Origin of the sequence: Myxococcus sp. XM-1-1-1, from assembly GCF_020037095.1 — a bacterium.
GTDB lineage: Bacteria > Myxococcota > Myxococcia > Myxococcales > Myxococcaceae > Myxococcus > Myxococcus fulvus.
Genome location: NZ_JAIQDH010000031.1, coordinates 22,131 through 46,374, shown reverse-complemented (window position 1 = coordinate 46,374; position 24,244 = coordinate 22,131). Strand labels below are relative to the sequence as shown.

Genomic DNA, 24,244 nt, shown 5'->3' with positions numbered 1-24,244 from the left:
CCCGTCGTGCCCACCCCCTGAGTCCCTTCTTCATCGTGGTGAGCTTCCCCCCGGACGGCCCCGAATCCCGGGCGCCGTCCTTCACGTCGTCGCTTCCGACGCGTCGCTGGAGTCCGTCTCATGAGGACGTCGTTGCTGGCCCTCACGCTCGTCCTGGGCGCCCCGCTCGGGCTCGCCTGCGGGCGCTCCCCTCCCCCGCCCGCGCCTCCCACCGCCGTGCGCATCGCCACCGTGGGCCGCGCCGGGACGACGGCGGATGCGCGCTTCTCCGCGGAGATCCAGCCCGCCACGCGCGTGGACCTGGCCTTCAAGGTCGGCGGCTACGTGGAGTCCATCGCGAAGGTGAAGGACGTGGACGGACGCCCCCGCCTCATCCAGGAGGGCGACGCCGTGCGCGAGGGCATGGAGCTGGCCGCGCTGCGCAAGACGGACTACTCGCAGAAGCTCACCGAGGCCCGCGCGGCGCTCTCCCAGGCCCGCGCCGCCGAGGAGCAGGCGCGCATCAACTTCGAGCGCACGACGAAGCTCGTCGCCGCGGAGGTGTCCACGCCCGCGCAGCTCGACGCCGCCCGCACGCAGAAGGACAGCGCCGTCGGCGCCTCGGCCGTCGCCCAGGCCCGCGTGGAGGAAGCGCGCACGGCGCTCGAGGACACCCAGCTGCGCTCGCCGCTCTCCGGCGTGGTGCTCAAGCGCACCGTGGAGGTGGGCGTCCTGGCCGCGCCGGGCACCGTCGCCTTCTCGGTGGCGGAGACGCGCAGCGTCCGCGTGGTGTTCGGCGTCCCGGACACGCTCCTGCCCAGCGTCCGGCTCGGCGCGCCCCAGGCCGTCATCACCCAGGCCTTCCCCGGACAGCGCTTCGAGGGGCGCATCTCCCGCATCGCGCCCTCCGCGGACCCCAAGAGCCGCGTGTTCGCGGTGGAGGTCTCCATCCCCAACGAGGACCAGCGACTCAAGCCCGGCATGGTGGCCGCGCTGTCGCTGCGAGACGGCGGCTCCGCCCGACTCCAGCCGGAGCTGCTCGTGCCGCTGTCCTCCATCGTCCGCGCGCCCGGCAAGCCGGACGGGTTCGCCGTCTTCGTGTTCCAGCAGCAGGACGGCAAGTCGCTCGTGCGTGCCCGCGAGGTGGAGCTGGGCGAGTACCTGGGCAACGTCATCCCGGTGCGCAAGGGATTGGAGGCCGGTGAGCGCATCGTCGTCACCGGCGCCAGCCTCCTGTCCGACGGCGAGGCGGTGGAGGTGATTCCGTGACGCCCGAGCAGGCGGAGCAGGCGGAGCGGGAGCGCGACGAAGCGCTGGTGCGCCACAAACACAACACCGCGCGCTACTTCACCGAGAAGCGGCAGGTGGCCTGGGTGTTCCTGGCCTTCACGCTGGTGTGGGGCGTCTACGGCTACTTCAAGATGCCCAAGGCGAAGGACCCGGTCATCGCAGTGCGCGTCGCGGTGGCCACGTGCCTGTGGCCCGGCGCGGAGGCGGAGAAGATTGAACAGCTGGTCACCCGCCGCATCGAGCAGAAGATCTCCGAGAACGCCAGCGTCGAGAAGATCGAGTCCATCAGTCGCACCAGCCTGTCCGTCGTCTACGTCACGCTGAAGGAGGACGTCGCGGACCGCGCCAAGGAGTTCGACGACATCCAGGGGCGGCTCGACACGATTCGCGACCTGCCGAGCGGCGCGGGGCCGGTGCAGTTCCTCAAGGACTTCGGCGACACCGCGACGCTGATGCTCACGGTGGCCAGCCCTCCGGCGAACGACGTGGAGCTGGAGCTGCGCTCGCGCGCCGTCGCCCGCGCCATCGAGGACGTGCGCGCGTCCGCGTCGTCCTCCGCTCCACGGGCCACGCTGGTGGTGAGCTTCCCGCCCTCCATCAACGCGACGTCCATGCAGCGCCTGGGAGACCAGGCCCTGCGCTTCTTCGACGCCCTGCCCGAGACGGATGATGCGCGCTTCATCCAGAGCCCCGGCTTCATCGGCGTGGACATGGCCACGTCCCTGGACGACGACACGCTGCTGCGACACCTGCGCGCCTTCGCCCAGGACCACCTGAGCCTGTCGGAGCTCCACCCCGACGTGTGGCGCCCCATCATCGTCCGCGACCCGAAGGACGTCCGGGCCCGACTGACGGCGAACGCGGGAGACCGCTACAGCCACCGGCAGCTCGACGACTTCACCGACACGATTCAGCGACACCTCCAGCGGCTGCCCGTCGTCTCCAAGGTCACCCGCGTGGGCGTGCTGCCGGAGAAGATCTTCCTGGAGTACTCGCAGGAGCGCCTCGCCTCCTACGGCGTCCAGGCCTCGGGGCTCGCGAACCTCATCTCCGCGCGCAACATCACCGCGCCCGGCGGCATCCTGGAGATGGGCGGCAAGAGCATCACCATCGACCCGTCGGGCGAGCTGTCCAGCGAGCGCGAGCTGGGAGACATCGTCGCCACCACGAGCACCAACGGCACGCCGGTGTACCTGCGCGACATGGTGGACGTGCGCCGCGACTACCAGAGCCCGCCGCGCTTCCTGAACTACCTGGACGCGCGCAACGCCCAGGGCGAGTTCGTCCGCAACCGCGCCATCACCCTCGCCGTCAACATGCGCCCGGGCGAGCAGATCGACACCTTCGGCCACGCCGTGAGCGAGGAGCTGGCGCACGTCCAACGGCTGCTGCCCGAGGACCTGGTCATCCGCCGCACCTCGGACCAGCCGCTCCAGGTGAAGGAGAACGTGGACCTGTTCATGTCCTCGCTCTACGAGGCCATCATCCTGGTGGTGCTCGTCGCGCTCATCGGCTTCTGGGAGTGGAGGACGGCGCTGCTGTTGGCCCTGTCCATCCCCATCACCCTGGCGATGACCTTCGGGCTGATGCACCTGTTCGGCGTGGACCTGCAGCAGATCTCCATCGCGTCGCTCATCATCGCGCTGGGCCTGCTGGTGGATGACCCCGTCGTGGCCAGCGACGCCATCAAGCGCTCGATGTCCATGGGGTGGAAGCCGCGCATCGCCGCGTGGCTCGGTCCCACGAAGCTGGCCACCGCCATCCTCTTCGCCACCCTCACCAACATCGCCGCCTACCTGCCCTTCCTCTCGCTGCCGGGAGACACGGGCAGGTTCATCCGCACCCTGCCCATCGTCCTCACGCTGTCCCTGGTCGCCTCGCGCGTGGTCTCCATGACGTTCATCCCGCTGCTGGGCTCCGCCATCCTCCGCGCGCCCGAGACGGAGACTCCCGCATCGGACCAGAAGACCTCGCGCTTCGCCCGGAGATACCAGCAGGTCGTCGGCTGGGCCATCGACCACCGGCTGCTCGTCGTCGGCGTGGCGCTGCTCGTCCTCATCGCGGGCGCGCTCGTGGGCACCCGCGTCCGCTCCGCCTTCTTCCCCAAGGACCTGTCCTATCTGTCCTACGTGGACGTCTGGCTGCCCGAGGACGCCACCCTCACCGCGACGCGCGACACCGCCAGGGACGCCACCCGCATCCTCCAGGAGGTGGCCGAGGAGTACGGCAAGGCCCACCCGAGCGACGGCAAGCCGCGCCAGGTGCTCGAGTCGGTGACGGAGTTCATCGGCGGCGGAGGTCCCCGCTTCTGGTTCTCCGTCGCACCGGAGCTCCAGCAGCTCAACTACGCGCAGCTGGTCATCCAGGTCCGAGACAAGGAGGACACCCGCATGCTGGTGCCCTTGTTCCAGGACGCGCTGTCACGCCGCATCGCCGGGGCGCGCGTCGACGTGCGCGAGCTGGAGACGGGCAAGCCCGTGGGCATCCCCGTGTCCATCCGGGTCTCCGGCGAGGACATCTCCGTGCTGCGCGACATCGCCGAGCAGGCCAAGGCCATCTTCCGCTCCGTCCCCGGCACCGCGCGCACGCGCGACGACTGGGGCAGCGACACGTTCTCCGTGAAGCTGGAGGTGGACCCGGACCGGGCCAACCTCGCGGGCGTCACCAACCTGGACGTGGCCACGTCCTCCGCCTCGGCGATGAACGGCATGACGGTGGGTCAGCTGCGCGAGGGCATCCATCAAATCGACATCGTCGCCCGGCTCCGCGCCGAGGAGCGCGCCCAGCTGGGTGACATCGAGAACCTGTACATCAGCTCGCGCAGCGGGCCCCAGAAGGTGCCCCTGCGGCAGGTCTCCCGCGTCGCCTACTCGCTCCAGACGGAGAAGATCCGCCGCCGCAACCAGTTCCGCACCATCACCATCTCCACGTTCCCGCAACAGGGCGTGCTCGCGTCGGAGGTCCTGAAGGAGGCCCGTCCGAAGCTCGATGAGCTCCAGCAGCACCTGCCCATCGGCTACACGTTGGAGATCGGCGGCGAGGCGGAGGAGCAGAAGAAGAGCTTCGCGAGCATGGTCGTCGTGCTCGGCATGCTCATCGTCGCCATCTACGTGGCGCTGGTCATCCAGTTCAAGAACGCCGTCAAGCCGCTGGTCGTGTTCGCCGCCCTGCCCTTCGGCGCGGCGGCGGCGCTGGTGTCGCTGGTCCTCATGGGCGCGCCCTTCAGCTTCATGGCCTTCCTGGGCATCATCAGCCTGATGGGCGTCATCGTCAGCCACATCATCGTGCTCTTCGACTACATCGAGGAGGCCCACGAGCGCGGAGAGTCCCTGCGCGAGTCCCTGCTCGACGCCGGGGTCCACCGCCTGCGGCCCGTGCTGGTGACGGTGGGAGCCACCGTGCTGGGGCTCATCCCCCTGGCGCTGCACGGCGGCCCGCTGTGGCAGCCGCTCTGCTACGCGCAGATCGGCGGACTCACCGTGGCCACGGTGCTCACCCTGCTGCTCGTCCCCGTCCTCTACACGCTCTTCGTGAGGGACCTGCGCTGGATTCATTGGGAGGAGCGCTGAAGCAGGCGGCGGAGCGGTCGCCGCCGCGACATTGGTCAACGACAGGACGTGACTCCAGTTTCGTGGATGGAGGTTTCGTCGCGCCCTCTGGAAAGGGTGCTCGACTGGCTGGTCCCGCTCGTGTGCACGTTCACCGTCCTGGTGACGGCCACCGTGCTGGCGGGCTGGGCGATGGCCAGCGAGCGGCTCACCCGTGTGGTCTTCCTCCCGGGAGCCGGGGTGATGATGCCCCTCACCGCCGTGGGGCAGTTCTCCATCGGCTGCGCGCTGTGGCTGCTGAGGAGGAAGTCGGCGGAGCGCCTGGCAAGGGGACTGGGGCTGGCACTGGCGCTGCTCGCCATGGTGCTGGGCGGACTGGTGCTGCTCGAGTACCTGACGCGGCGGGATTTCGGGATCGCCCCCCTCTTCTTCGCGGACACCCTCACCCGGCTGTCGCCGCACATGCCGGGCCGGCCGTCTCCCCTGACAGCGGCGAGCCTGGTGCTGCTCGGGTCCGCGCTGCTGCTGCTGCACGTCAGGACCCGCTCGGGGTGGCATCCGGCCCGTCCGCTCGCCCTGCTCGTCGCGCTCGTCTCCGCCCAGGCCCTCATCGGCTATGCGTATCTGGAGGAGGCTCCGCTGACCGCGTTCATCGGGCAGCGGGCCTTCGGGCCCTACACGCCCATGGCGCTGCACTCGGCGCTGTTGTTCCTGCTGCTCTCGGTGGGAATCCTCTCCGTGCATCCCCGATATGGACTGATGGGGGTGCTGCTGCGGGACGATGCCGGCGGCCTCATGGCGCGCAGGCTGTTGCCCGCCGTCATCACCCTGCCACTGCTCGTGTGGGGGCTGCGGCTGGTCAGCGAGGAGCTCGGCTTTCGCAGCGGCCCGTTCGGCACGTCGGTCTTCGCGCTCGTCACGGTGCTCGCCTTCGTGCTCCTGCTGGCTCGCAACGCGAACGCCCTCTCCCGACTGGATGCGCGTCAGCGCGAAGTGGCGCAGTCGCTGCGCATCTCCGAGGCCCGCTTCGCCGGCATCGTCAACAACGCCGCGGACGCCATCATCGCCGTCGACGAGCAGCGGAACATCACCCTGTTCAACACCGGCGCCGAGCGCATCTTCGGCTACGCCGCGGGCGAGGTGCTGGGCAGGTCGATGGACCTGTTGCTGAGCGGCCCCCTGGACCTCCCGGCGCGGGAGGCCGCCGGAACAGGCCCGGGCGACGAGGAGGGAAGACCCCTGTCCGGCCGTCGCAGGAGTGGGGAGGTGTTTCCCGCGGAGGCCACGCTCGCCGACGTGCGGGTGGATGATGTCGCGTTCAGGGCCGTCATCCTGCGCGACCTGAGCGCGCGGGTGCGAGCGGAGGAGGCCCGGCGCAACCGGGAGGAGCTGTTCCGCACCGCCTTCGACCATGCCCCCATCGGCATGTCCCTGGTTGGCCTGGACGGACACTTCCTGAACGTGAACGAGGCGCTGAGCCAGATGCTCGGGTACACGCGCGAGGAGCTGTGCGCGATGACATTCCAGGACCTCACCCACCCGGAGGACCTGGAGGGGGACCTGCTCCAGGTGGGGCGGCTGCTGGATGGGGAGCTGGGCACGTATCAGCTCGAGAAACGCTACCGTCACAAGCTGGGCCACTTGGTGTACGTCCTGCTCACCGCGTCCCTCGTCCACGATTCGAAGGGCAGACCGCTGCACTTCATCTCCCAGGTGCAGGACATCTCCGAGCGCGAGCAGCAGGAGCGGGAGCAGCGCCTGCTGGCGGAGGCCGGGCCCAGGCTCGCCAGCTCGCTGGACCCGGGGACGACGGTCACCACGGTGTCGCGGCTGCTCGTCCCAGCGCTCGCGGACTTCTGCGTCGTGACGATGATCGACGAGCACGGGAAGGTCCAACGCCGCGAGTGCCTCGCCTCCACGCACGAGAGGACGCTGTTGATGGAGGAGCTGTTCGGCGCGTATCCGCAGGCCCACCTGCGGCGGGGACATGCGTTGGCGGAGGTCTTCACCAGCGGCCAGTCGCTGCTGCTGGAAGAGGTCCCCGCGTCGCTCCTGGAGAGCACCGCGGAGGATGCCCGGCACCTGGACCTGCTGCGACGGCTCGCGCCCCGCTCCATCATCGTGGTGCCGCTGAGCGCGCGCGGGCACACGGTGGGCGTCGTCGCGCTGGGCACCTCCGAGTCCGGGCGGAGCTACGGGCGTCGGGACCTGGCGCTCGTCGAGGAGCTGGCGCGGCGCGCGGCGCTGGCCATCGACAACGCGAGCCTGCATGCGCGCTCCGAGCAGGCCACGCACCTTCGCGACGAGGTGCTGCGCATCGTCGCCCATGACCTGCGCGCGCCCCTGAATGTCATCTCGCTGAGCGCGGGGACGATGATGAAGCGCTCGCCGGCGGAGCGCGCCGCGGACTCGCGTCCACTGACCTCCATCCAGAAGGCGGTCACGCGGGCGACCGCGCTCATCGCGGACCTGCTGGATGTCGCGCGGATGCAGGGCGGCAGCCTCACCGTGGACCGTCGGCCTGAGTCGACGATGGCGCTGCTCACGGAGGCCCTGGAGCTGCACCGGGCGCTGGCCGAGGCCCAGTCCGTCCATCTCCAGTTGGACGTCAGCCGCGACACGCCGGACCTCTTCGTGGACCGGGACCGGGTGCTGCAGCTCTTCTCCAACCTGATTGGCAACGCGCTGAAGTTCACCCCGATGGGCGGCTGCATCGTCCTGCGCGCGCGCCCGTGGGGGGAGATGGTGCGCTGCTCGGTGAGCGACACGGGCTCGGGGATTCCCCCCGAGGACCAGCACCACCTGTTCGAGCCCTTCTGGCAGGCCCGGAGCCGCGCCAAGGAAGGCGCGGGCCTTGGGCTCACCATCGTCAAGGGCATCACCGAGGCCCATGGCGGCCGGGTCTGGGTGGACAGCCAGCCCGGACTCGGCACCACCTTCTACTGCTCACTGCCCGCCATCCACTCGGCGGACAGCTCCCTCACCTGGCACGTCTGAGGCCGCGCTCAGTGCGTCGCGGGCGTGGACCCGTTGTGGCCCGGCGCGTGGCGTGGGCCGCGCGTCCGGGGCTCGGGGACCTCCGGTGCCGGGGTGCTCGCGGCGCGCTCCAGTGCGTCCTCCGTGAAGACACTCAACCCGAGCTCCGGCCGGTAGCCGTGGACCTCCTTCACGTCCAGCTTCCGCATGAACTCCACGATGCCCGGGCTCACCTCCTGCCCCGGCACCAGGATGGGGAAGCCCGGCGGATACGGCACCACGAAGCGCGTGGACACCAGCCGCCGCCCCGAGTCCAGCGCCTGCGCGGCCTCCGGCAACGTCACGAACTCCGCGTTCTCCTCGCGGTACGCCAGGAAGAAGGCGCTGCGCAAGTCGCCCTCCCCCACTCCGCCCGACGGCTGGAACGCCGGATGGAACCCGCTGAAGTCCGGCAGCGGCGGCAGCTCCTCGGTGATGGCGCGCACCTTCGCGTCGAACAGCCTGCGCTCCGCGCCCGTCGCCTGCGCCAGCGTCGCCTCCAGTCGCTCCGCCTCGTGCCGGAGCCCGTCCAGGAGGAACGACAGCGAGCCCCACGTCACGCCAATCGTCGCGTTCATCAGCACCGTGTTGATGGACGTGTGGTTCACCTGGATGCCCAGCCGCTCCATCAACACCTTGCTCCGGAACTCGAACCCGTTGCGCCCGGTGAGCGCGGTGAAGAGCGTCAGGCGCGTCGGGTCCAGCACGAACTCGTCCTGCGCCCACGCCCGCGTCATCTCGTCCACGCCCGCCGAGCCCGGCCCCACGTAGCGGTTCAACCCCGAGCTCCGGAACACCTCCGGCACCATCTGCTCCGCGTCCAGCAGCCGCAGGTAGCGATGCAGCAGCGGGTCCTCGCGCAGCCGCTCGCGCATCCGCATCGCCAGCTGGTAGGCCTCCTTCACCATCGCGAAGCCCTCCAGGTCCATCTGTCGGCGCGCCAGGTCCAGCGACGCCACGAGCTGGTGGTTCGGCGACGTGGTGATGTGCGTGAAGTACGCCTCCGTCAGCGGCGCGGCCGCGCGGCGCTCGAAGTCCTCGTCCCAGACGTGCAGCATCGAGGCCTGACGGAACGCCGACAGCGACTTGTGCGTGGACTGTGTCGCGTACACGCGCACGCGCACCTTGTCCGGGTCCGGCAGCAGTCGCTCCTCCAGCGCGCGGGCCCCCGCCACCGCGTCCCCGTCTCCGCGCCGTGCACGCCACGCCCGGTACTCCTCGCGGTACGCGCGGCTGCGCAGCCGCTCCGCCAGCTTCTGCGCGGCCCGCATCGCCGTGCGCTGACGCGCCAACGGCATGAACGTGGCGTAGGCGAACCACGCCTCATCCCAGAGGAACGCCAGGTCCGGCTTGATGGCCAGCAGCTCCTCCATCACCCGCTCCGGGTGGTAGACGAGCCCGTCGAAGGTGCAGTTGGTCAACACCACCAGCTTCACCCGGTCCAACCGCCCCGCGGACTTCAGCTCCAGGAGCTTCGCCTTCAGCGTGCTCAGCGCCACGCCGCCGTACATCGCGAACTCCCGCACCGGATACGCATCCAGGTACACCGTGTGCGCGCCCGCCAGCACCAGCCCGTAGTGGTGCGACTTGTGGCAGTTGCGGTCGATGAGCACCACGTCACCGGGCTGGAGCAGCGTCTGGTGGACGATCTTGTTCGCCGTCGACGTGCCGTTGGTGACGAAGAACGTCTGCTGCGCGCCGAACGTCTTGGCCGCCTTCTCCTGCGCCTGCTTGATGGAGCCCGTCGGCTCCAACAGGGAGTCCAGTCCACCCGCGGTGGAGGAGGACTCCGCCATGAACAGGTTGGGCCCGTAGAACTCCCCCATGTCCCGCAGCCAGCGCGAGTTGTACACCGAGTGGCCTCGGGCAATCGGCAGCGCGTGGAAGTTGCCGATGGGCCGCGAGGCGTAGTGCTTGAGCGCGTCGAAGAACGGCGTCCGGTAGCGCTCGCGCACGCCGTCCACCACCGTGACGTTCAGCTCGTGCGCGGACTCGTACCGGTAGAAGACGCGGTCGAACAGGCGCTCGGTGTGCATCTCCCGCCCCACCAGGGACTCGTCGGTGATGAGGTAGACGTTGAGGTGTGGACGCAGCCGCCGCACCCAGCGCGCCACCACGAGCCCCGCCTCGTCGCCGTTGCGCTCCGCCTCCGCGAGGATGGGCTCCAGCGTGGAGCGAAGCTGCTTCACGGGCGAGCGCGAGCGCAGCGGCAGGTCCTGCCGCACCACGCACACCTGCACGTCGTCGTTGACGAGCACCGCCACCAGCGCGTCCTCCACCGAGCGCACCTGGAGCAGCTCGTAGAGGAACTGGTGCTCCCCGCGCTGCGCCTCGAGCATCCCGCGGTGGACCCGCTCGAAGTCCGCCGCCGCCATGTCATCCACCACCAGCGTGGTGAAGTAGTGCGAGCCCTCCGGCGCCGCCGCGCGCGTCCCATCCAGGTCCGTGAGCAGACAGGCGCGGTCGCGATGCAGGCTCAACAGGCCCACCAGCCGACGCACCTCCTCGGCCAGCTCCTCCACATCGTGCCGGCGCGCCATCTCCGCCAGCCTCTGCAGCCGGGCCTCGCCCGGGAACACGAAGAGCCGCTCGATGGGATGCACCTCCGCAAAGAGCGAGAGCACCTGCTCCATGTGCTCGGGCGACACCTGCCCCTCGGCGTGCCGCGCCTCCAGCCGCGTCACCTCCTCCCGCAGCCGGTTCCACACGTCCAGTCGGACCTGCTCGGGATTGAAGACCGCGGACAACAGGTGTGCCTGGACACCGGACTCCAGCGAGCTCAGGGGCTCCGCCATGGCGGCACGCCCTCCTTTCGTCGACGGGCACGGGCGGAGCGCCGTGCGACTCGACGTCGGACAAGGTAGGCGCCACGTCATCGACGCGAAGCCCGGACGGCGGGGAGGGTTCCTGGGCCCACGCATGGACGCGAGGGCCTCTTCGCTCGTGCGCTCCCGGCGTTGCCGCGCGGCCGGGCGGCCCCCACTCCTCAACCACCGAAGCCGACGCGCCAGCAGCCTGCGCTCGCGGGCGCCCACGTCGCTGGGAGGAGATGACATGAAGCTCGCAAGTCGCGGTCGCAGAAGCTGGTTGCTCTCCACATGTCTGCTGGCCCTCACCGGCCCCGGTGTCGCGCTCGGCGCGGCGCCCAGGTCCAAGCCCGCCGCGTCCCAGACGACCGCCCGCCCCTCCCCGGGAGACGAGGCGATGCCGTCCGAGACGGACATCCAGCAGGCCCTCCAGAAGGCCCACACGCAGTTCAAGGGGAACAAGGAAGGCAAGAACGCGGACTACATCCCGTACCTGGCCACGGTGAACCCCAACCTCTTCGGCCTCGCGCTCGTCACCGTCGACGGGAAGATCTACACCGCCGGCGACGCCGCCTCGCCCTTCCCCATCGAGTCGCTCTCCAAGCCCTTCACGCTGGCGCGGCTGATGGAGGAGGTGGGCGCCAAGAAGGTCGAGGACAAGATTGGCGTGGACGCCACCGGGCAGCCGTTCAACTCCATCGTCGCCATCGAGATGAACGAGGACCACCGCGCCGGCAATCCGCTGGTCAACGCGGGCGCCATCACCTCCGTGAGCCTGATTCCCGCGAAGACGCCCGACGAGCGCTGGAGGAAGATCAGCGGCAACTTCAACGCCTTCGCGGGCGAGCCGCTCTCCGTGAACGAGGAGGTCTACAAGTCGGAGACGGCCACCAACACGCGCAACCAGTCCATCTCCGCGCTGCTGGAGTCCTATGACGTCCTCGGCTCTCCGCGCGAGCAGGCGCTCGACCTCTACACGCGGCAGTGCTCGGTCAACGTCACGGCCCGGCAGCTGGCCACCATGGGCGCCACGCTCGCCAACGGTGGCATCAACCCCGTCACGGGTGAGCGGGTCATCAGCCCGGACACCGCGCGGCGCACCCTGGCGCTGATGGCCACCAATGGTCTGTATGAGAACACCGGCGAGTGGCTCTATCAGGCCGGCGTCCCCGCGAAGAGCGGCGTGGGCGGTGGCATCGTCGCCGTGGTGCCGGGCCGCTACGCCATCGCGGCCTTCTCCCCGCCGCTCGACAAGGCGGGCAACAGCGTGCGAGCCCAGCGCGCCATCACCCATGTCGTGAACTCGCTGGGTGACAACCTGTACGCCGCCACGCCTGGCGGCGCGGGCACGATGGGGACCGGTGGCGCGGGCCGCGACGGCGCGGAGCAGAAGACGCCTCCGTCGCCATAGACCCTCGCCGCCGTGGTTCGCGGGCGCCTCTTCCCATCACGAGGGAGGGGCGCCCTCTCACGTTGCGTGTTCGATGAGCCCCGTCCACGAGGGCGAGGCCGCTGTCCGTCAGCCATCGTCGCGCCGCGCCCGCCGTCCGCTCGCGGATAGCGCACGACGCCCCCGACTGGCGCCCTCCAGCCGCATGCCCACCGTGCCGCTCGGCCCCTGGCGAGTCGCCTCGCTTGGGGACCGCGCTCATTCGAGGGAACAGGGCATGCGCTGGATACGAGTGGCGGCGGTGGTGGCGGGCGTGAGCGGACTGCTCGCCCCGACGGAGAGTCACGCGCAGGACGAGAAGAAGGACGACGACAAGCCCACCATCACCGGAGGCTATGATGAGAAGAACGGCTTCCACGTCCAGTCCGAGGACGGGAACTACCTGCTCGGCATCGGGCTGCAGGCCGGCTACAAGCTCGAGCCCGTCTTCCTGGATGGCAAGGCCGAGTCCCGCACGGCCTTCTCGTTCCTGCGCCCCATCATGCGCGGCAACGTCTTCCGCCCCTGGATTCGCTTCTGGACGTCGCTGGAGCTGGCGGACCCGCCGCTGTACCTGCTCGACTCGCTGGTGGAGATCCAACCCTGGGACGAGCTGGGCGTGCGCGCGGGCCAACAGTACACCCCGCTGAGCCGTCACGAGTCCTGGGGCCCGCAGCAGATCCTCTTCCCCGAGTTCTCCACCATCGCCAACTACTACTGGACCGGTCGCGACAAGGGCGTGACGTTCTTCGGGACCATGGACTGGCTGGAGTACTACGTCGGCGTCTACGGCGGCTCTCCGCTGCGCAGCGTCCGCTCCGAGTCCGACAAGTATCAGCTCAACGCGCGCGCCACCTTCTCCCCCATGGGCAAGCCCGGCTACGGCGAGCTGCCGTACATCATGTCCGGCGACAAGGAGCCGCCTCCGCTCAACGTGTCCTTCACGCTGCAGGGGGCCGCCGGCGACGTCTCCCAGGTGAAGGAGAACTTCAACCCGGAGTCCGGCGTCTTCGAAATCCTGCGCGAGGGCGAGCGCCGCTTCGTCACCGGCGGCGTGGACCTGTTCATCCAGGCGCGGCGCTTCAGCCTCTTCGGCGAGGCGTACATCAGCCGCGTCGACCCGATGAACAACGCGCGCAACTTCTCCAGCTTCGGCGCGTGGGTGCAGGCGGACTACGTCGTCTACAAGAAGACCGTGGATGTGGGCGTGCGCCTGAGCTACCTCAACCCGAGCTTCGACCTGGACGACGACCTGCTCTACATCGGCGAGGCCCAGCTCGCCTGGTTCGTCAACGCGCCGCACCTGGCGTTCAAGCTGCGCTACCAGATTGCCCACCAGGAAGCCGCCAACGGCGCGGAGGACGCCTCCGTCGTCATTCCGAAGGACCCCGGCACCTCGCAGCTCATCACCCTGCAGCTCAACCTGGCGTTCTAGCGCCCCCGTCTTGCGAGCATCCAGGCGGCGCATGCCGTGCGCCTGTCGATGGCCAGGAGACGCCGCCGCCAGGCGCCCCATCGACGGCGGGGCCCGCACCTGTAGCGCCCCACGCTACAGGCGGGCCGGATTTGTAACCCTCCAGGCTACGCCCCTGTCTCGAGGGCGGGAGTGACCCCAGGGTGAGGGTGGAACGGCACACCCGCTGCATTGTCGTGGAGTGCCACACGGTCGGGCGCAACCCACCACGACCGTGCGCTCCGTGCAGCAGGGGGGCCGGGGGGCGGAGAGGGGGGACGCGGGGCCCGGCCGGGAGACAGACCGAGCCGGGCCTCCGCGGGGGCTTTCACGGAGCAACCTGACGGATGGGACAGGATGGACGACCGGAACTTCGCGTCACGTGGCCATGGTATCTTGAAGCTCATGTCTGCTTCCGACCGGGCCCGCACACCGCCTCCGATTCCCGACGTGAAGAGTGATCCGGTCTGGAAGGTCGAGGCACGGGACTCCGGCGACGAGGCGCTCCACGTCACGCTCCCCTACGAGCAGGGCCGCCGCGCGTACGACGCCTCCACCGTGCGCCGCTTCCGGCTGACGGTGGTGGAAGGCCCCCAGTCCGGCAGCACGTGGGAGTCCACGGCGGACACGTGCTCGGTGGGCTCGCATCCGCTCAACGACTTCGCGGTGGATGACTCCACCGTGTCGCGCTTCCACTGCGAGATTCGCATCGGGCCCAAGGGGCCGCAGGTGCGCGACCTGGACAGCCTCAACGGCGTCATCCTGGACGGCGTCCTGGTGATGGAGGGCGTGCTGCGCAGCGGCTCGCTGCTGCGGCTGGGCCGGGTGGTGCTGCGCTTCGACTTCAGCGCGGAGAACAACCGGCTGCCGGTGTCGGAGAGCACGCGCTTCGGGACGCTGGTGGGCGCGTCGGTGGCCATGCGCGTGTGCTTCGCGATGATGGAGCGCGCCGCGTCGCGCGACGTCACCGTGCTGCTGGAGGGCGAGACGGGCACGGGCAAGAGCCAGGCGGCCCAGGCCATCCACGAGGCGGGCCGGCGCAAGGACGGCCCCTTCCTGGTCGTGGACTGCGGCGCCATCCCCGCGCACCTCCTGGAGAGCGAGCTGTTCGGGCACGAGAAGGGCGCCTTCACCGGCGCGCTCCAGCGCCGGGCGGGCGTCTTCGAGGAGGCCATCGGCGGCACCGTCTTCCTCGACGAGATCGGCGAATTGCCCGCGGAGCTGCAGCCCAAGCTGCTGCGCGTGCTGGAGAACCGGGAGATCCGCCGCGTCGGCAGCAACACGTACCAGCCGGTGGACGTGCGACTGATGGCGGCCACGCACCGAGACCTGCGCGCGGAGGTGAACGCGGGGCGCTTCCGCTCCGACCTCTTCTTCCGCCTCGCGGTGCTGAGGATCGCCCTGCCCCCCCTGCGTCAGCGGCCCGAGGACCTGCCGCTGCTGGTGGAGGGCATCCTGGGCACGCTGGGCGCGGACAAGGAGCGCACCGCGTCCCTGCGCACGCCGGACTTCCTGGCCCGGCTGCGCTACGCGGCGTGGCCCGGCAACGTGCGCGAGCTGCGCAACTACCTGGAGCGCTGCCTCGTCTTCGAGGAGGCGGTGGAGCTGACCGAGGACGAGTCGCGCTCGGGCAATCCCATGGAGGTGGACCCCACCCTGCCCTACGCCGACCAGCGCCGCCGCGCCGTCGACGACTTCGAGCGCCGCTACCTGCGCGCGCTCCTGGAGAAGCACCAGGGCAAGGTGGCCCAGGCCGCCGTCACCGCGGGCATGGACCGGGTGCACCTCTACCGGCTGCTGCGCCGGCACGGCATCAAGCCGTGAGCCTCACCGCCGTCCGGTGACGCGGGACCAGAGGGCCCCGCCACCGGGCAACGGCGCCGCGAGGAAGCCGGACTCCAGCCCTCTCAGCGCCGACTCGGTGGCCACCAGCCCTCCGTCCGTCGCGTCCGCCACCCAGCCCGGCAGGTGCAACAGGCTCGCGCCCACGCGGCCCTCCGCGCCCGGCAGCTGGTCCACGTGGACGGTGATGGCCAGGCGGACGGGGGACGCGGTCTCGCGAGCGTCCTGGTCTCGCGCCCCCTCCTGCTCCAGGAGGGACAGCGCCGCCGCCAGCACGCGCTCGCGCACGGCGCGCTCGGAGGCCGCGTCATCGGGCAGCGGCGCCAGCGCCATCAGACAGCCGCTCCCCTCCAGCCGCACCTCCAGCCCCACCTCGCGGGCAACCAGGCCCGCGCGCTCCAGCAGGGAGTCCATGCGCTCCAGGCTCGTCGAGTCGGGCGCGTGGGACATGCGGGCCTCCGCGTAGAGCGCCACCGCGTGGCCCGGGTTCGCGCGAGGCCCCACGCCCCCCACCGCTCGACGCAGCTCCTCCAGGAACAGGGCCACGTCCGGGTAGCGCTCCTCGCGAGTCTTGGCCAGGCAGCGCGACACCACGTCATCCAGCCCCGAGGGCACGGGCGCGCGCTCGGTGGGCCTGGGGGGTGGCGCGTGCAGGTGCTGCTCCTCAACCTCGTGCCGCGTGGCGCCCTGGAACGGCGGCTGCCCGGTGACGAGCTGGAACAGGAGCACGCCCAGCGCATACAGGTCCGTGCGCGCGTCGGGCACCTCACCGCGGATCTGCTCGGGCGCCATGGACAGCGGCGTGCCCAGGGCGACGCCCGTGTGCGTGAGCGACGAGGCCCCGGGAACCCCTGGCGTCAGCGCCTTCGCCACGCCGAAGTCCACCAGCTTCACCCACGGGGCCTCGCCCCCGCCGGACAGGCGCATCACGTTCTGCGCCTTGAGGTCCCGGTGCACCACGCCCGCCGCGTGCGCGACGCCCAGCGCGGCGCCCACCTGCTCCAGCACCTCCAGCGCCTCACGTGAGGACAGGGGCCCTCGCGCGGACAGCTCCGCGGCCAGGTCGCGGCCCTCCAGCCACTCCATGGCGATGAAGGGCCGGCCCTCCGGGAGCTCGCCATAGTCGAGCACCTGGACGATGTGCGGATGACTCAGCCGCTGGAGCGTCGCCGCCTCCCGTCGGAAGCGGCGCAGCGCGGTGTCCGTGGACAAGGCCGACGACTGCAGGACCTTGAGCGCGGCGAGCGTCCCGCTCGTCGCATCCCGCGCCCGATAGAGGGTGGAGACCGGCCCCCGGTAATGGACACGCTCCACGACCCAGCGCCCCACCAGCGCGCCGGGCCGCAGCTCCTCACCGTAGAGGGCCTCCACGCCTCCGCTCGTCATCGACTAGCGCTCCTTGCTCGTGCGAATCGTCCGTGAGCACAGCTTGAGCGCGCGCTCACCCTTCACCGGGCCGCAGGCGTCATGCAGGAACGTCGTCACCGGCTCCCTCCACAGACCGCCGAACGGATCCCTGCACCGCTCGTAGTCGCCATCCCCCGGCACCTCCGGGCCATCGTCGATCTCACACCGCCCCTCGCCCTTCGTCGCGCTCCCCCAGCAGGGGCCCGCCACCGTGGACGCGCAGTTGGCGCCGGTGCCGGGCAGCGCGCAGACGCGGTACGAGGAGTACGCCGCGCCGTTGCTCCACTGCGGGTCGTAACAGGAGTACATGCGCTTGTAGATGGCACCATCCACCACCGCGTCATCTCCCACCACGCGATAGCGCGTGATGTCGCCCTGGCGGACCTCCTCCACATACACCTGCGTGGCCAGCGCCTTCGAGTCGAAGATGTTGCCGTAGAAGGCGCCCTCGCGAACGCCGAAGACCTCGGCCTCCGCCAGCGGATACGCCGCCAGCTCGGAGGAGTCCGCGGCCACGCTCGCGACGCCGCTGTCGTTGCTGTCATACGGCGCCGTCATCACGCTGAAGTATCCCTCCGCCGGGCAGGTGAAGCCGACCACCGGCCCCGTGCCGGAGCAGCTGGACTCCGACTCGCCGAGCGCCGTGTCGCTGGCGGAGCCACAGCCCACCACGCCCGAGCAGACCCGCAGCGCCATGCGCCCGCCGGTCGAGGCCCCCAGCGTCGGCCCCGGGCAGGAGACGGCGCCGCCCGCCCCGACCCAGACCTGCGAGCCGGGCAGACAGGAGCCGATACCGTCCGGCGTCCACCCGCAGTCGCGCTGCGCGCCCGTCTCGCCCTCATGGCAGCCCTCGAAGCTCGGCAGCTTCGTCGCCGTGGTCGGGTCGTACTCCGCCGGCCGCGACACCGGCTCCAGGTAGAAGATGCTCGGGTTGCCGGAGACCTCGCCGCGGATGGACAGCTCCACGCGGCGGCCGAACGCGTTGTTGCGCGCCAGCAGGCACGCGGAGACGCGGTTGAGGCAATCGGGCGTCGGGGCCGACGTCAGCCACGACGTACACAGGCCCGCCTTGCCCTGCCACAGGTTGGCGCCCGGCGTCGGCCCGCGAGGGTTGTAGTACCAGAGCACCTGGTTGGGCCCCAGCGCGCAGCTCACCAGGTAGCTCATGAACGTCTGGGCATCCGGATCATGCAGCTGCTTGCGGATGTACGCGTCCCCTCCCGATGCGCTGAACAGGTCCTGCAGCTTCTGCGTCGCCAACATCCGGTTGGCCAGCGCGTTGGTGGAGAGGGCGTTGAGGACCAGCGCATCCGTGGACAGCGAGTTCGCGATGCGAATCTCCGCCCGGCTCTCCCCGACGTCGGACGTCGGGGCGTCGGCGACGGGCACGCTGCTCCCTCCCCCACAGCCGGCCAGGGCCAACAACAGCAAGGACACGACACCCGACGGGGCGCGACGGACAGTGACACCCATGGACGCTCCTCCAGTGAAAAACATGAAATTGGAGAAATACCCCCCCACTGAAGCACGCTCCAGGCCAGCCGCGCCGCCCGTCACCTTGCCGGCGGGAAACCGCCCTGGGAGGTCGTCCGCTGTAGCGTGGGAGGTCACTCCCCGGCGGGTTTGTGACGTCCCGCGCTACACCCGCCCCACCGTGTCGCGCAGGGCCTCCCAGCGGGTCCGCCAGAGCGGAGCGGAGGCGATGGCGCTCTCGGCGCGGGTCAGCCACGTGCGGGCTTCGTCCGGGAGGCGGGAGCGGAAGGCGGAGTGGGCGGCCTGGAGCAGCAGCTCCGCCTTCTCGTCGGGAGAGGCCAGCTCGCGGGCCTCGTCCTCCAGCGCCGTCCATGCGGGCGACTCGTGCACTCCGCCTCCGCGCTCGGCCTCGCGCACCTGGAGCTCCACCAGCTTGCGCATGACGGCGGTGGGCGGCAGCGAGGCGGGCGGGCAATGGAACTCAATCCAGCGCAGCTGGCGGGACGCCTCCTCCCAATCGCCGAGCGCCACGCCGATGCGCGCGAGCAGCAGCGCGTCCACGGGCACCGGATGTTCGAGGAAGAAGCGCACGCCGAGCTCATGGGCCCGGCGCGCCAACGGGAGCGCCTCCTGCAGGCGCCCCTGCATGTAGAGCACCTCGGCGAGGTTGAAGGTGGACCAGCGCTCCACCTGCGCGTGTCCCAGCTCGCGTCCCAGGCCCATCGCGCGCCGCAGGTCCTCCTCCATCCTCGCCACATCGCCCTGCCCCAGCCACAGGAGCACGCGGTTGATGAGCGTGGCGGCCAGGTGCAGCGCATCGCCCGCGGCCTCGCAGCGGGCCAGGGCCTCCTCGAAGCGCGACGCGGCCTCCTCCGTGCGCTCGAGGAACGTCAGCGACGAGCCCAGCATGGTGAGGGCCACCACCAGGGTCTCGTGCTCCCTGGCGCGCTCTGCGCCCTCGATGACGGAGTCGAGGATGCGGGCCGCATTGCCCCACTCCCCCTGGCGCACGTGCAACCGTCCTCGGGCCAGGGTGCAGCGCAGGGACAGGCGCGGGTCGTCGAGCTGCTCGATGCGCTCCAGCGCCTCGCGAGCACAGAGCGTCGAGCCCTCCACGTCCTCCATCCAGTCGCGCGCGGTGGCCTCCTCCAGGAGCAGGTCCACGCACAGGGCCTTGTCGCCGCGGACCTCCGCCAGGGCGCGCGCGGCGGCCAGGTCACCGAGCCCTTCGTGGAAGCGCTGGAGGCGATGGCGCACGCGTCCTCGTCCCGCGAGAGCCCGTGCCCGCTGCTCGGAGTCGCGGTCCGGCAGCAGCGCGAGCGCGCGGGTGTAGAGCTGCTCGGCCTCCACGGAGCGGTGCGCGCGGCGTGACTCCTCGGCCAACACGAGGAACGCGGTGGCGGCCTCGTCGTGCGCGCCGCAGGCCGCGGCGTGGAGGGCGCGACGATGACGTTCGACGGGTGAATCCCCGGTGGTCGCCAGTCGCGCGGCGGCATGCAGCGCACGCCGAGTCACCGGAGGCAGGAGCGCTTCGATGGACTCGCGCAGCAAGGGGTGACGGAACGCGAAGCGGCCCAGGCCCACGGGCCTGAGGAGCCCCGCGCGCGCCAGACGCTGCAGGCCCGCGCCCGCGTCCAGGGAGGTGGCCATGCCCACGCCCTCCTCCGCGGGCCCGAGGTGTCGCAAGGCCGCGTCCACGCGCTCGACCTCCAGCTCCGTGCCGAGCACCGCGCACAGTCGCGCGAGCCCGCCGTACGCATCCGGCAGTCCATCCAGCGCGCGACTGGCGAGCCGCTGGAAGAGCGGCGTCACGGACACGTCGAGCAGCGCGTCCGGGGCGATGTACCAACCGCCCCCGGGCGAGGCCCTCAGCGCGCCTGCGGTCCGCAGGGCCACGGCCAGCTCCACGAGCGACAGCGGCACGCCCTGGGCCAGCTGCTCCAATCGCGCGAGCACCGGCTCCGGGATGTGCTCGGCGGGACGCAGCAGGTGCAGCATCAGCGCGCGACTGGCCTCGGGAGGCAGCGGCGGCAGGACATGTCGAGCGGCGCTCGCGCTGCGCTCGCCCAGGTGGGGCCGCAGGCCGAGCAGCGCCGGTCGAGCGACGACGCAGACCCAGAGCGGCGCGGACGCGCCCGTGAGCGTGGCGACCTCCAGCGCGTCGAGCGTCGTCGGGTCCGCCAGGTGCGCATCATCCAGCAGCAACACCCGGGGCAGCTCGCGAGCGCGGTGACGAAGCGCTTCGGCGAGCCAGCGCGCCGCCGCGTGACGTGCGTCCGCGAGCGGGACGCCGCTGGTCCTGGGGGACTCGGGCAGCGGCGAGGGCCCGTCGACGAGAGCGGCGCGCAGGGTCTCGAGCAGCGCCTCCGGCGATCGGACGTCCGGAGCCGTGGCGCGCAAGCGGATGACCTGGGCCTGGCCGCTCGACTCCAACCGCGCGGCGAGCGCTTCGATGACGCGCGACTTGCCGAGCCCCACGTCCGCGGTGACGACCGAGAAGCCCGGGACGCTCTCCGAGAGGCTGCGGAACGCCTCCTTCGCCAGCGACTCCAGCAGGTCCTCGCGGCCGAAGAGCGGAGGCGGTTCGGAGGAGGCGCTGGACGCCGCGCTGTCGAGCAGTCTCAGCCGCCCCACGTCCGAGGTGGAGTCCAGGAGGCTCGCGGTGTCGCGGCCCACGGCCTCGGTGGCGCTGGAGTCCAGGCGCGCGGCCGCGGCCTCCGTGACGCGCGTCTCACCGGGCACCCATGTCTGCGGCCACCAGTCCGCGGGCGAGTCCAGCGCGGCCCCCGCCAATCGCAACGTGGACGCACCGACGCGCACGTGCAGCTCCGCCAGATGGAGCACGGCCGAGGCCTCCGACTCCTCGAGCAGCTTCCTCGCGGCGAGCGCGCCCGCGCGCACGTTCGCCTCGGCGGTGAGCGACTCCGCGAAGGCGATGACGTAGCCACCGGGCCTCACGCGCGCGATGAGCCCGCCGCGCGGTTCGATGGCGGCCTTCACCGCGTCCAACGCCAGCGGTGTGTGGAGCCCGAGCAGCGCCACCTGCCGAGGCCCCGCGCCCGACGAGAGCGGCTGCTGCGGGGACACGGCCTCGCCCGGCGCGACGGGGCCGAGCGCGGTGGTGGCGCGACATGCGGCGTCGAAGGCCGCGAGCACGTCGGGGGCCCTGGCGAAGCGCTCCAGCGGCGACTTGGCCAGACAGGAGCGGAGGACATCGTCGAGCGCGGCGGGGACCTCCGCGCGCTCGGAGACCTTCGGCGGGCGCAGGCTGACGTGTCCGTGGCGGATCTGCTCCGGGCTGCCGACGAAGGGCGGCGCGCCCGTGAGCAGCTCGAAGAGGACGATGCCCAGCGAGTAGATGTCGGCGGGCGTGCTGGCCAGACGCGCGTCCAGACACTGCTCCGGAGCCATGTACAACGGCGTGCCCAGCCGCTGCCCCGCGGGCGTCACTCCGGGCGGGAGCGCGTCCGCGTCGTCCGGGTCCTCGAGGTCGTGGAAGCGCGCGAGCCCCAGGTCGAGGAGGCTCAGCGCGCCGCCCTCGCGCAGGAAGATGTTCTCCGGCTTGAGGTCGCGGTGCGCCACGCCCGCCGCGTGCATGTGCTCCAGCGCCGAGCACAAGCCACGGAGCAGCTCCCGCACGCGCGGCAGCGACGCGGCGCCTGTGCCCGGCAGCGCCGCCATCCACGCCGCGAGCGTCTGCCCGTGCAGGTGCTCCATCACCAGGAACGGTCGTCCGCGCGCGACGCCGTGCTCCAGCAGCTCCGGGACGATGGGAGCCCCCACGCGCCGCAGCGCCGCGGCCTCGCGCGCGAAGCGCTCGTGATGCGGCCCATGCCCGACCTTGAGCGCCACCTCGCGACCATCCGAGTCGCGATACGCGGTGAACACCTGCGAGAAGCCACCACGCCCCAGCGGCGCGGCGCCGCGCACGCCCGGCACGTCCGTGAGCGTCAGTGTCCCGGCGAGCGAGCCGCCTGGAACACTCGCGCCGTGCACGGGACAAGCCGCGCCCGGAGCAAGGCGACGGTGACAGTTCAGGCAGCGCATCGGTGAGGAGACGCTACCAGAGCGACTGCGACAGGACGATGGCGACGCCCACCAGCCCCTCGCCCGCGATGCAGCCCGCCGCGAGCGTCACCACCCGCCCTTCGGCTGTCGTGGATTTCACGTAGCTCACGACTCCGGAGATGACGCCGCCCAGGAAGAAACCGAGCGCGTACGACGCGGGCAGCAGACAAGCCAACCCCATGCCCAGGGGCGAAGGTATCCACCGGCCCCACCGTGCGGGGAGCAGTCGCTCGGCGAGCACGAGGAGCGCCGCCAGGAGCGAGGCCCACCCGACCGCGGCGCGGGTCATCGGCGGCAGGCTGTCGAGGCCCGAGGCGAGGATGCGCGCGACACCCGCCGTGCTGAAGACACCGGGTGCGGGGAAGCGCTCGCCGCCCAGCGCCTCCGCGTTCGGCACGAGCAGGAAGAACAGCGGAACCACCGCGAGCGCGCCGATGCCCGAGCCGATCAACTGCGCGAGGAACAAGCGACGGGGGTGGGCCCCCAGCAGGTGTCCCGTCTTCAAGTCGGTGAGCAGGTCCGCGGACGACGATGCCGTGTTCACGGTGATGCCCGCCGTGGCGAGGTTGGCCTGCACCTGGTTCGGCAGCAGCACTCCGTAGGTCACCTGCGTCACCTGCCCCAGGGCGCCCACCGGCGTCGAGTCCGTCTCACCGGTGACACGACAGGAGATGAGGCACAGCGCGAAGGACATCGCCACGGCGAGCGCTCCGTGCGCCACGGGAACCCCGAAGCCGACGTACGCCACGGCGACGGACGCGGGCGTCAGCACGACGAGCCCCGTGAGCAACCAGCTTCGCGGAACCTGCAGCGCATCCACCGGATGCGGCCTTCCGGGCGCTCGGGAGAGGACACCGCGGAGGGCACGACCCACGACACGGCCCTGGAGCAGGAAGTGCAGCAGCGAGCCGACGACGAGCGCGGCGGTGCCGGGCCACAGGCTCCACTCGAGGTAGCTCCCCTCCTTCGCGTCGACCACGCCCGAGGCGAACACGCGGGGCGCGACGACGCCGTGGATGAGCACCGCGCCCAGCAGCATCGACGTCGTGATGCGCGGCCCCAGCAGCACGCCGGCGCCGATGGGCAGCAGGCTCAGCTCCAGTCCGAAGCCCAGGCGCTCCAGGGTGAGTCCACGCCAGGTCCCCGGCAAGGGCACGGAGACAGGCAGCTTTCCCCACGCATCGCGTGCCAGCGTGACGAGTCCGGAGAAGAGCCCGCCACCTCCGAGCAGCCGCAACCGGGAGGACGCCTCCGAATCCGTGCCATGCATGGCGCGGATGGTGGTCGCCGCGGCGGTGCCGGAAGCGAAGGGCAGCTGCTCATGGTCCACGAGCTGTCGCTTGAAGGGCACGGCGAACAGGACACCGAGCGCGGACAGGAAGAAGGTCCACGCGAGCAGCATCGGCCCGGAGGGATGGTGTCCGGTGACGACGAGCCACGCGCCCTGCACGGACACGAGCGCGCCACCGGTGGCATAGCCCGCGGCCGAGGCGACCGCCTGCGCATTACACGTCTCCAGCGGAGACAGCGGCGCGCCCGCGATGCCGGGCACCAGGCGCCGGAACAATCCATGGGCGCCCTGCGCGAGCAGCACGGCGGTGATGGCGACACCGAAGACGATGCCCGTCTTGAGGCCGACGTAGAGGTTGGTGGCACAGGTGACCAGACCGATGGCCGCGCCCAACAGCACCGAGCGCAGCGTGAGCTGCGGCAGTCGGTCTCCCTGGTACACATGCTCCAGCCAGTACGAATCCGTCGCCTCGGGCGAGTCCCCTGGGATGCTCAGCAGGGTCAATGACGCGGCGGACGGCGAGCGCGGAGGCGCCGTTGCCTCGGGCGATGCTTGAGGGGGGGACAAAGCCATGGGCCTCTCCATCTTTCCACCCCGCCCTCTTCCGCACGAGCCCCTCCCGTCGCTTCCGGGTGGACACGT

11 protein-coding genes are annotated in these 24,244 nt (G+C 71.1%); 6 read left to right on the top strand and 5 right to left on the bottom strand.

Annotation, left to right across the window (positions count from 1 at the left end; all coding sequences use genetic code 11):
- Positions 1-120 precede the first annotated feature (120 nt).
- From K8640_RS38035 to K8640_RS38025, 3 genes are all read left to right on the top strand, one after another.
- Positions 121-1,248, top strand: a complete 1,128-nt coding sequence (locus K8640_RS38035; RefSeq protein WP_223751574.1) for an efflux RND transporter periplasmic adaptor subunit — start codon at positions 121-123, stop codon at positions 1,246-1,248.
- Positions 1,245-4,838 carry an efflux RND transporter permease subunit gene (locus tag K8640_RS38030; RefSeq protein WP_223751573.1) on the top strand — a complete coding sequence of 1,198 codons (3,594 nt, stop codon included), beginning with the start codon at positions 1,245-1,247 and terminating at the stop codon, positions 4,836-4,838. Before K8640_RS38035 ends, K8640_RS38030 begins: the two co-directional genes overlap by 4 nt.
- A 96-nt stretch (positions 4,839-4,934) precedes the next feature.
- Positions 4,935-7,814: a PAS domain S-box protein gene (locus K8640_RS38025; RefSeq protein WP_223751572.1), complete on the top strand. Its 2,880-nt coding sequence runs from the start codon at positions 4,935-4,937 to the stop codon at positions 7,812-7,814.
- A gap of 8 nt (positions 7,815-7,822) precedes the next feature.
- On the opposite strand, the gene K8640_RS38020 is transcribed toward K8640_RS38025, so the two are convergent.
- On the bottom strand, positions 7,823-10,627 hold the full coding sequence (locus K8640_RS38020) for an aminotransferase class I/II-fold pyridoxal phosphate-dependent enzyme (protein WP_223751571.1): 2,805 nt from the start codon (positions 10,625-10,627) through the stop codon (positions 7,823-7,825).
- A 259-nt stretch (positions 10,628-10,886) separates the two neighbouring features.
- Here K8640_RS38020 and glsA point away from each other — a divergent pair, with 259 nt between their 5' ends.
- The 3 genes from glsA to K8640_RS38005 all read left to right on the top strand — a co-directional run bounded on the left by glsA (position 10,887) and on the right by K8640_RS38005 (position 15,345).
- Positions 10,887-12,050, top strand: coding sequence for a glutaminase A (gene glsA / locus K8640_RS38015; protein ID WP_223751570.1), 1,164 nt, complete (start codon positions 10,887-10,889; stop codon positions 12,048-12,050).
- Between the two features lie 256 nt (positions 12,051-12,306).
- The gene (locus tag K8640_RS38010; protein ID WP_223751569.1) at positions 12,307-13,503 is read left to right on the top strand and encodes a porin; all 1,197 of its coding nucleotides are present in this window, start codon (positions 12,307-12,309) and stop codon (positions 13,501-13,503) included.
- A 423-nt stretch (positions 13,504-13,926) separates the two neighbouring features.
- Positions 13,927-15,345 carry a sigma 54-interacting transcriptional regulator gene (locus tag K8640_RS38005; RefSeq protein ID WP_223751568.1) on the top strand — a complete coding sequence of 473 codons (1,419 nt, stop codon included), beginning with the start codon at positions 13,927-13,929 and terminating at the stop codon, positions 15,343-15,345.
- 3 nt (positions 15,346-15,348) lie between these two features.
- Here K8640_RS38005 and K8640_RS38000 read toward each other — a convergent pair whose 3' ends face one another.
- From K8640_RS38000 to K8640_RS37985, 4 genes are all read right to left on the bottom strand, one after another.
- Positions 15,349-16,749: a serine/threonine-protein kinase gene (locus tag K8640_RS38000; RefSeq protein ID WP_223751567.1), complete on the bottom strand. Its 1,401-nt coding sequence runs from the start codon at positions 16,747-16,749 to the stop codon at positions 15,349-15,351.
- Between the two features lie 3 nt (positions 16,750-16,752).
- Positions 16,753-18,243, bottom strand: a complete 1,491-nt coding sequence (locus K8640_RS37995) for a hypothetical protein (protein WP_223751566.1) — start codon at positions 18,241-18,243, stop codon at positions 16,753-16,755.
- Positions 18,244-18,408: 165 nt separating this feature from the next.
- Positions 18,409-22,290, bottom strand: coding sequence for a serine/threonine-protein kinase (locus K8640_RS37990; protein WP_223751565.1), 3,882 nt, complete (start codon positions 22,288-22,290; stop codon positions 18,409-18,411).
- 13 nt (positions 22,291-22,303) lie between these two features.
- Positions 22,304-24,175, bottom strand: coding sequence for an OPT family oligopeptide transporter (locus K8640_RS37985; protein WP_223751564.1), 1,872 nt, complete (start codon positions 24,173-24,175; stop codon positions 22,304-22,306).
- Between the last annotated feature and the right edge of the window lie 69 nt (positions 24,176-24,244).

Bases quoted from the DNA above. Each gene is read 5' to 3' on its own strand.
- K8640_RS38035 (WP_223751574.1), top strand. From the start codon at position 121: ATGAGGACGTCGTTGCTGGCCCTCACGCTCGTCCTGGGCGCCCCGCTC.
- K8640_RS38020 (WP_223751571.1), bottom strand. From the start codon at position 10,627: ATGGCGGAGCCCCTGAGCTCGCTGGAGTCCGGTGTCCAGGCACACCTG.
- glsA (WP_223751570.1), top strand. From the start codon at position 10,887: ATGAAGCTCGCAAGTCGCGGTCGCAGAAGCTGGTTGCTCTCCACATGT.
- K8640_RS38010 (WP_223751569.1), top strand. From the start codon at position 12,307: ATGCGCTGGATACGAGTGGCGGCGGTGGTGGCGGGCGTGAGCGGACTG.
- K8640_RS38005 (WP_223751568.1), top strand. From the start codon at position 13,927: ATGTCTGCTTCCGACCGGGCCCGCACACCGCCTCCGATTCCCGACGTG.
- K8640_RS38000 (WP_223751567.1), bottom strand. From the start codon at position 16,749: ATGACGAGCGGAGGCGTGGAGGCCCTCTACGGTGAGGAGCTGCGGCCC.
- K8640_RS37995 (WP_223751566.1), bottom strand. From the start codon at position 18,243: ATGGGTGTCACTGTCCGTCGCGCCCCGTCGGGTGTCGTGTCCTTGCTG.
- K8640_RS37990 (WP_223751565.1), bottom strand. From the start codon at position 22,290: ATGCGCTGCCTGAACTGTCACCGTCGCCTTGCTCCGGGCGCGGCTTGT.
- K8640_RS37985 (WP_223751564.1), bottom strand. From the start codon at position 24,175: ATGGCTTTGTCCCCCCCTCAAGCATCGCCCGAGGCAACGGCGCCTCCG.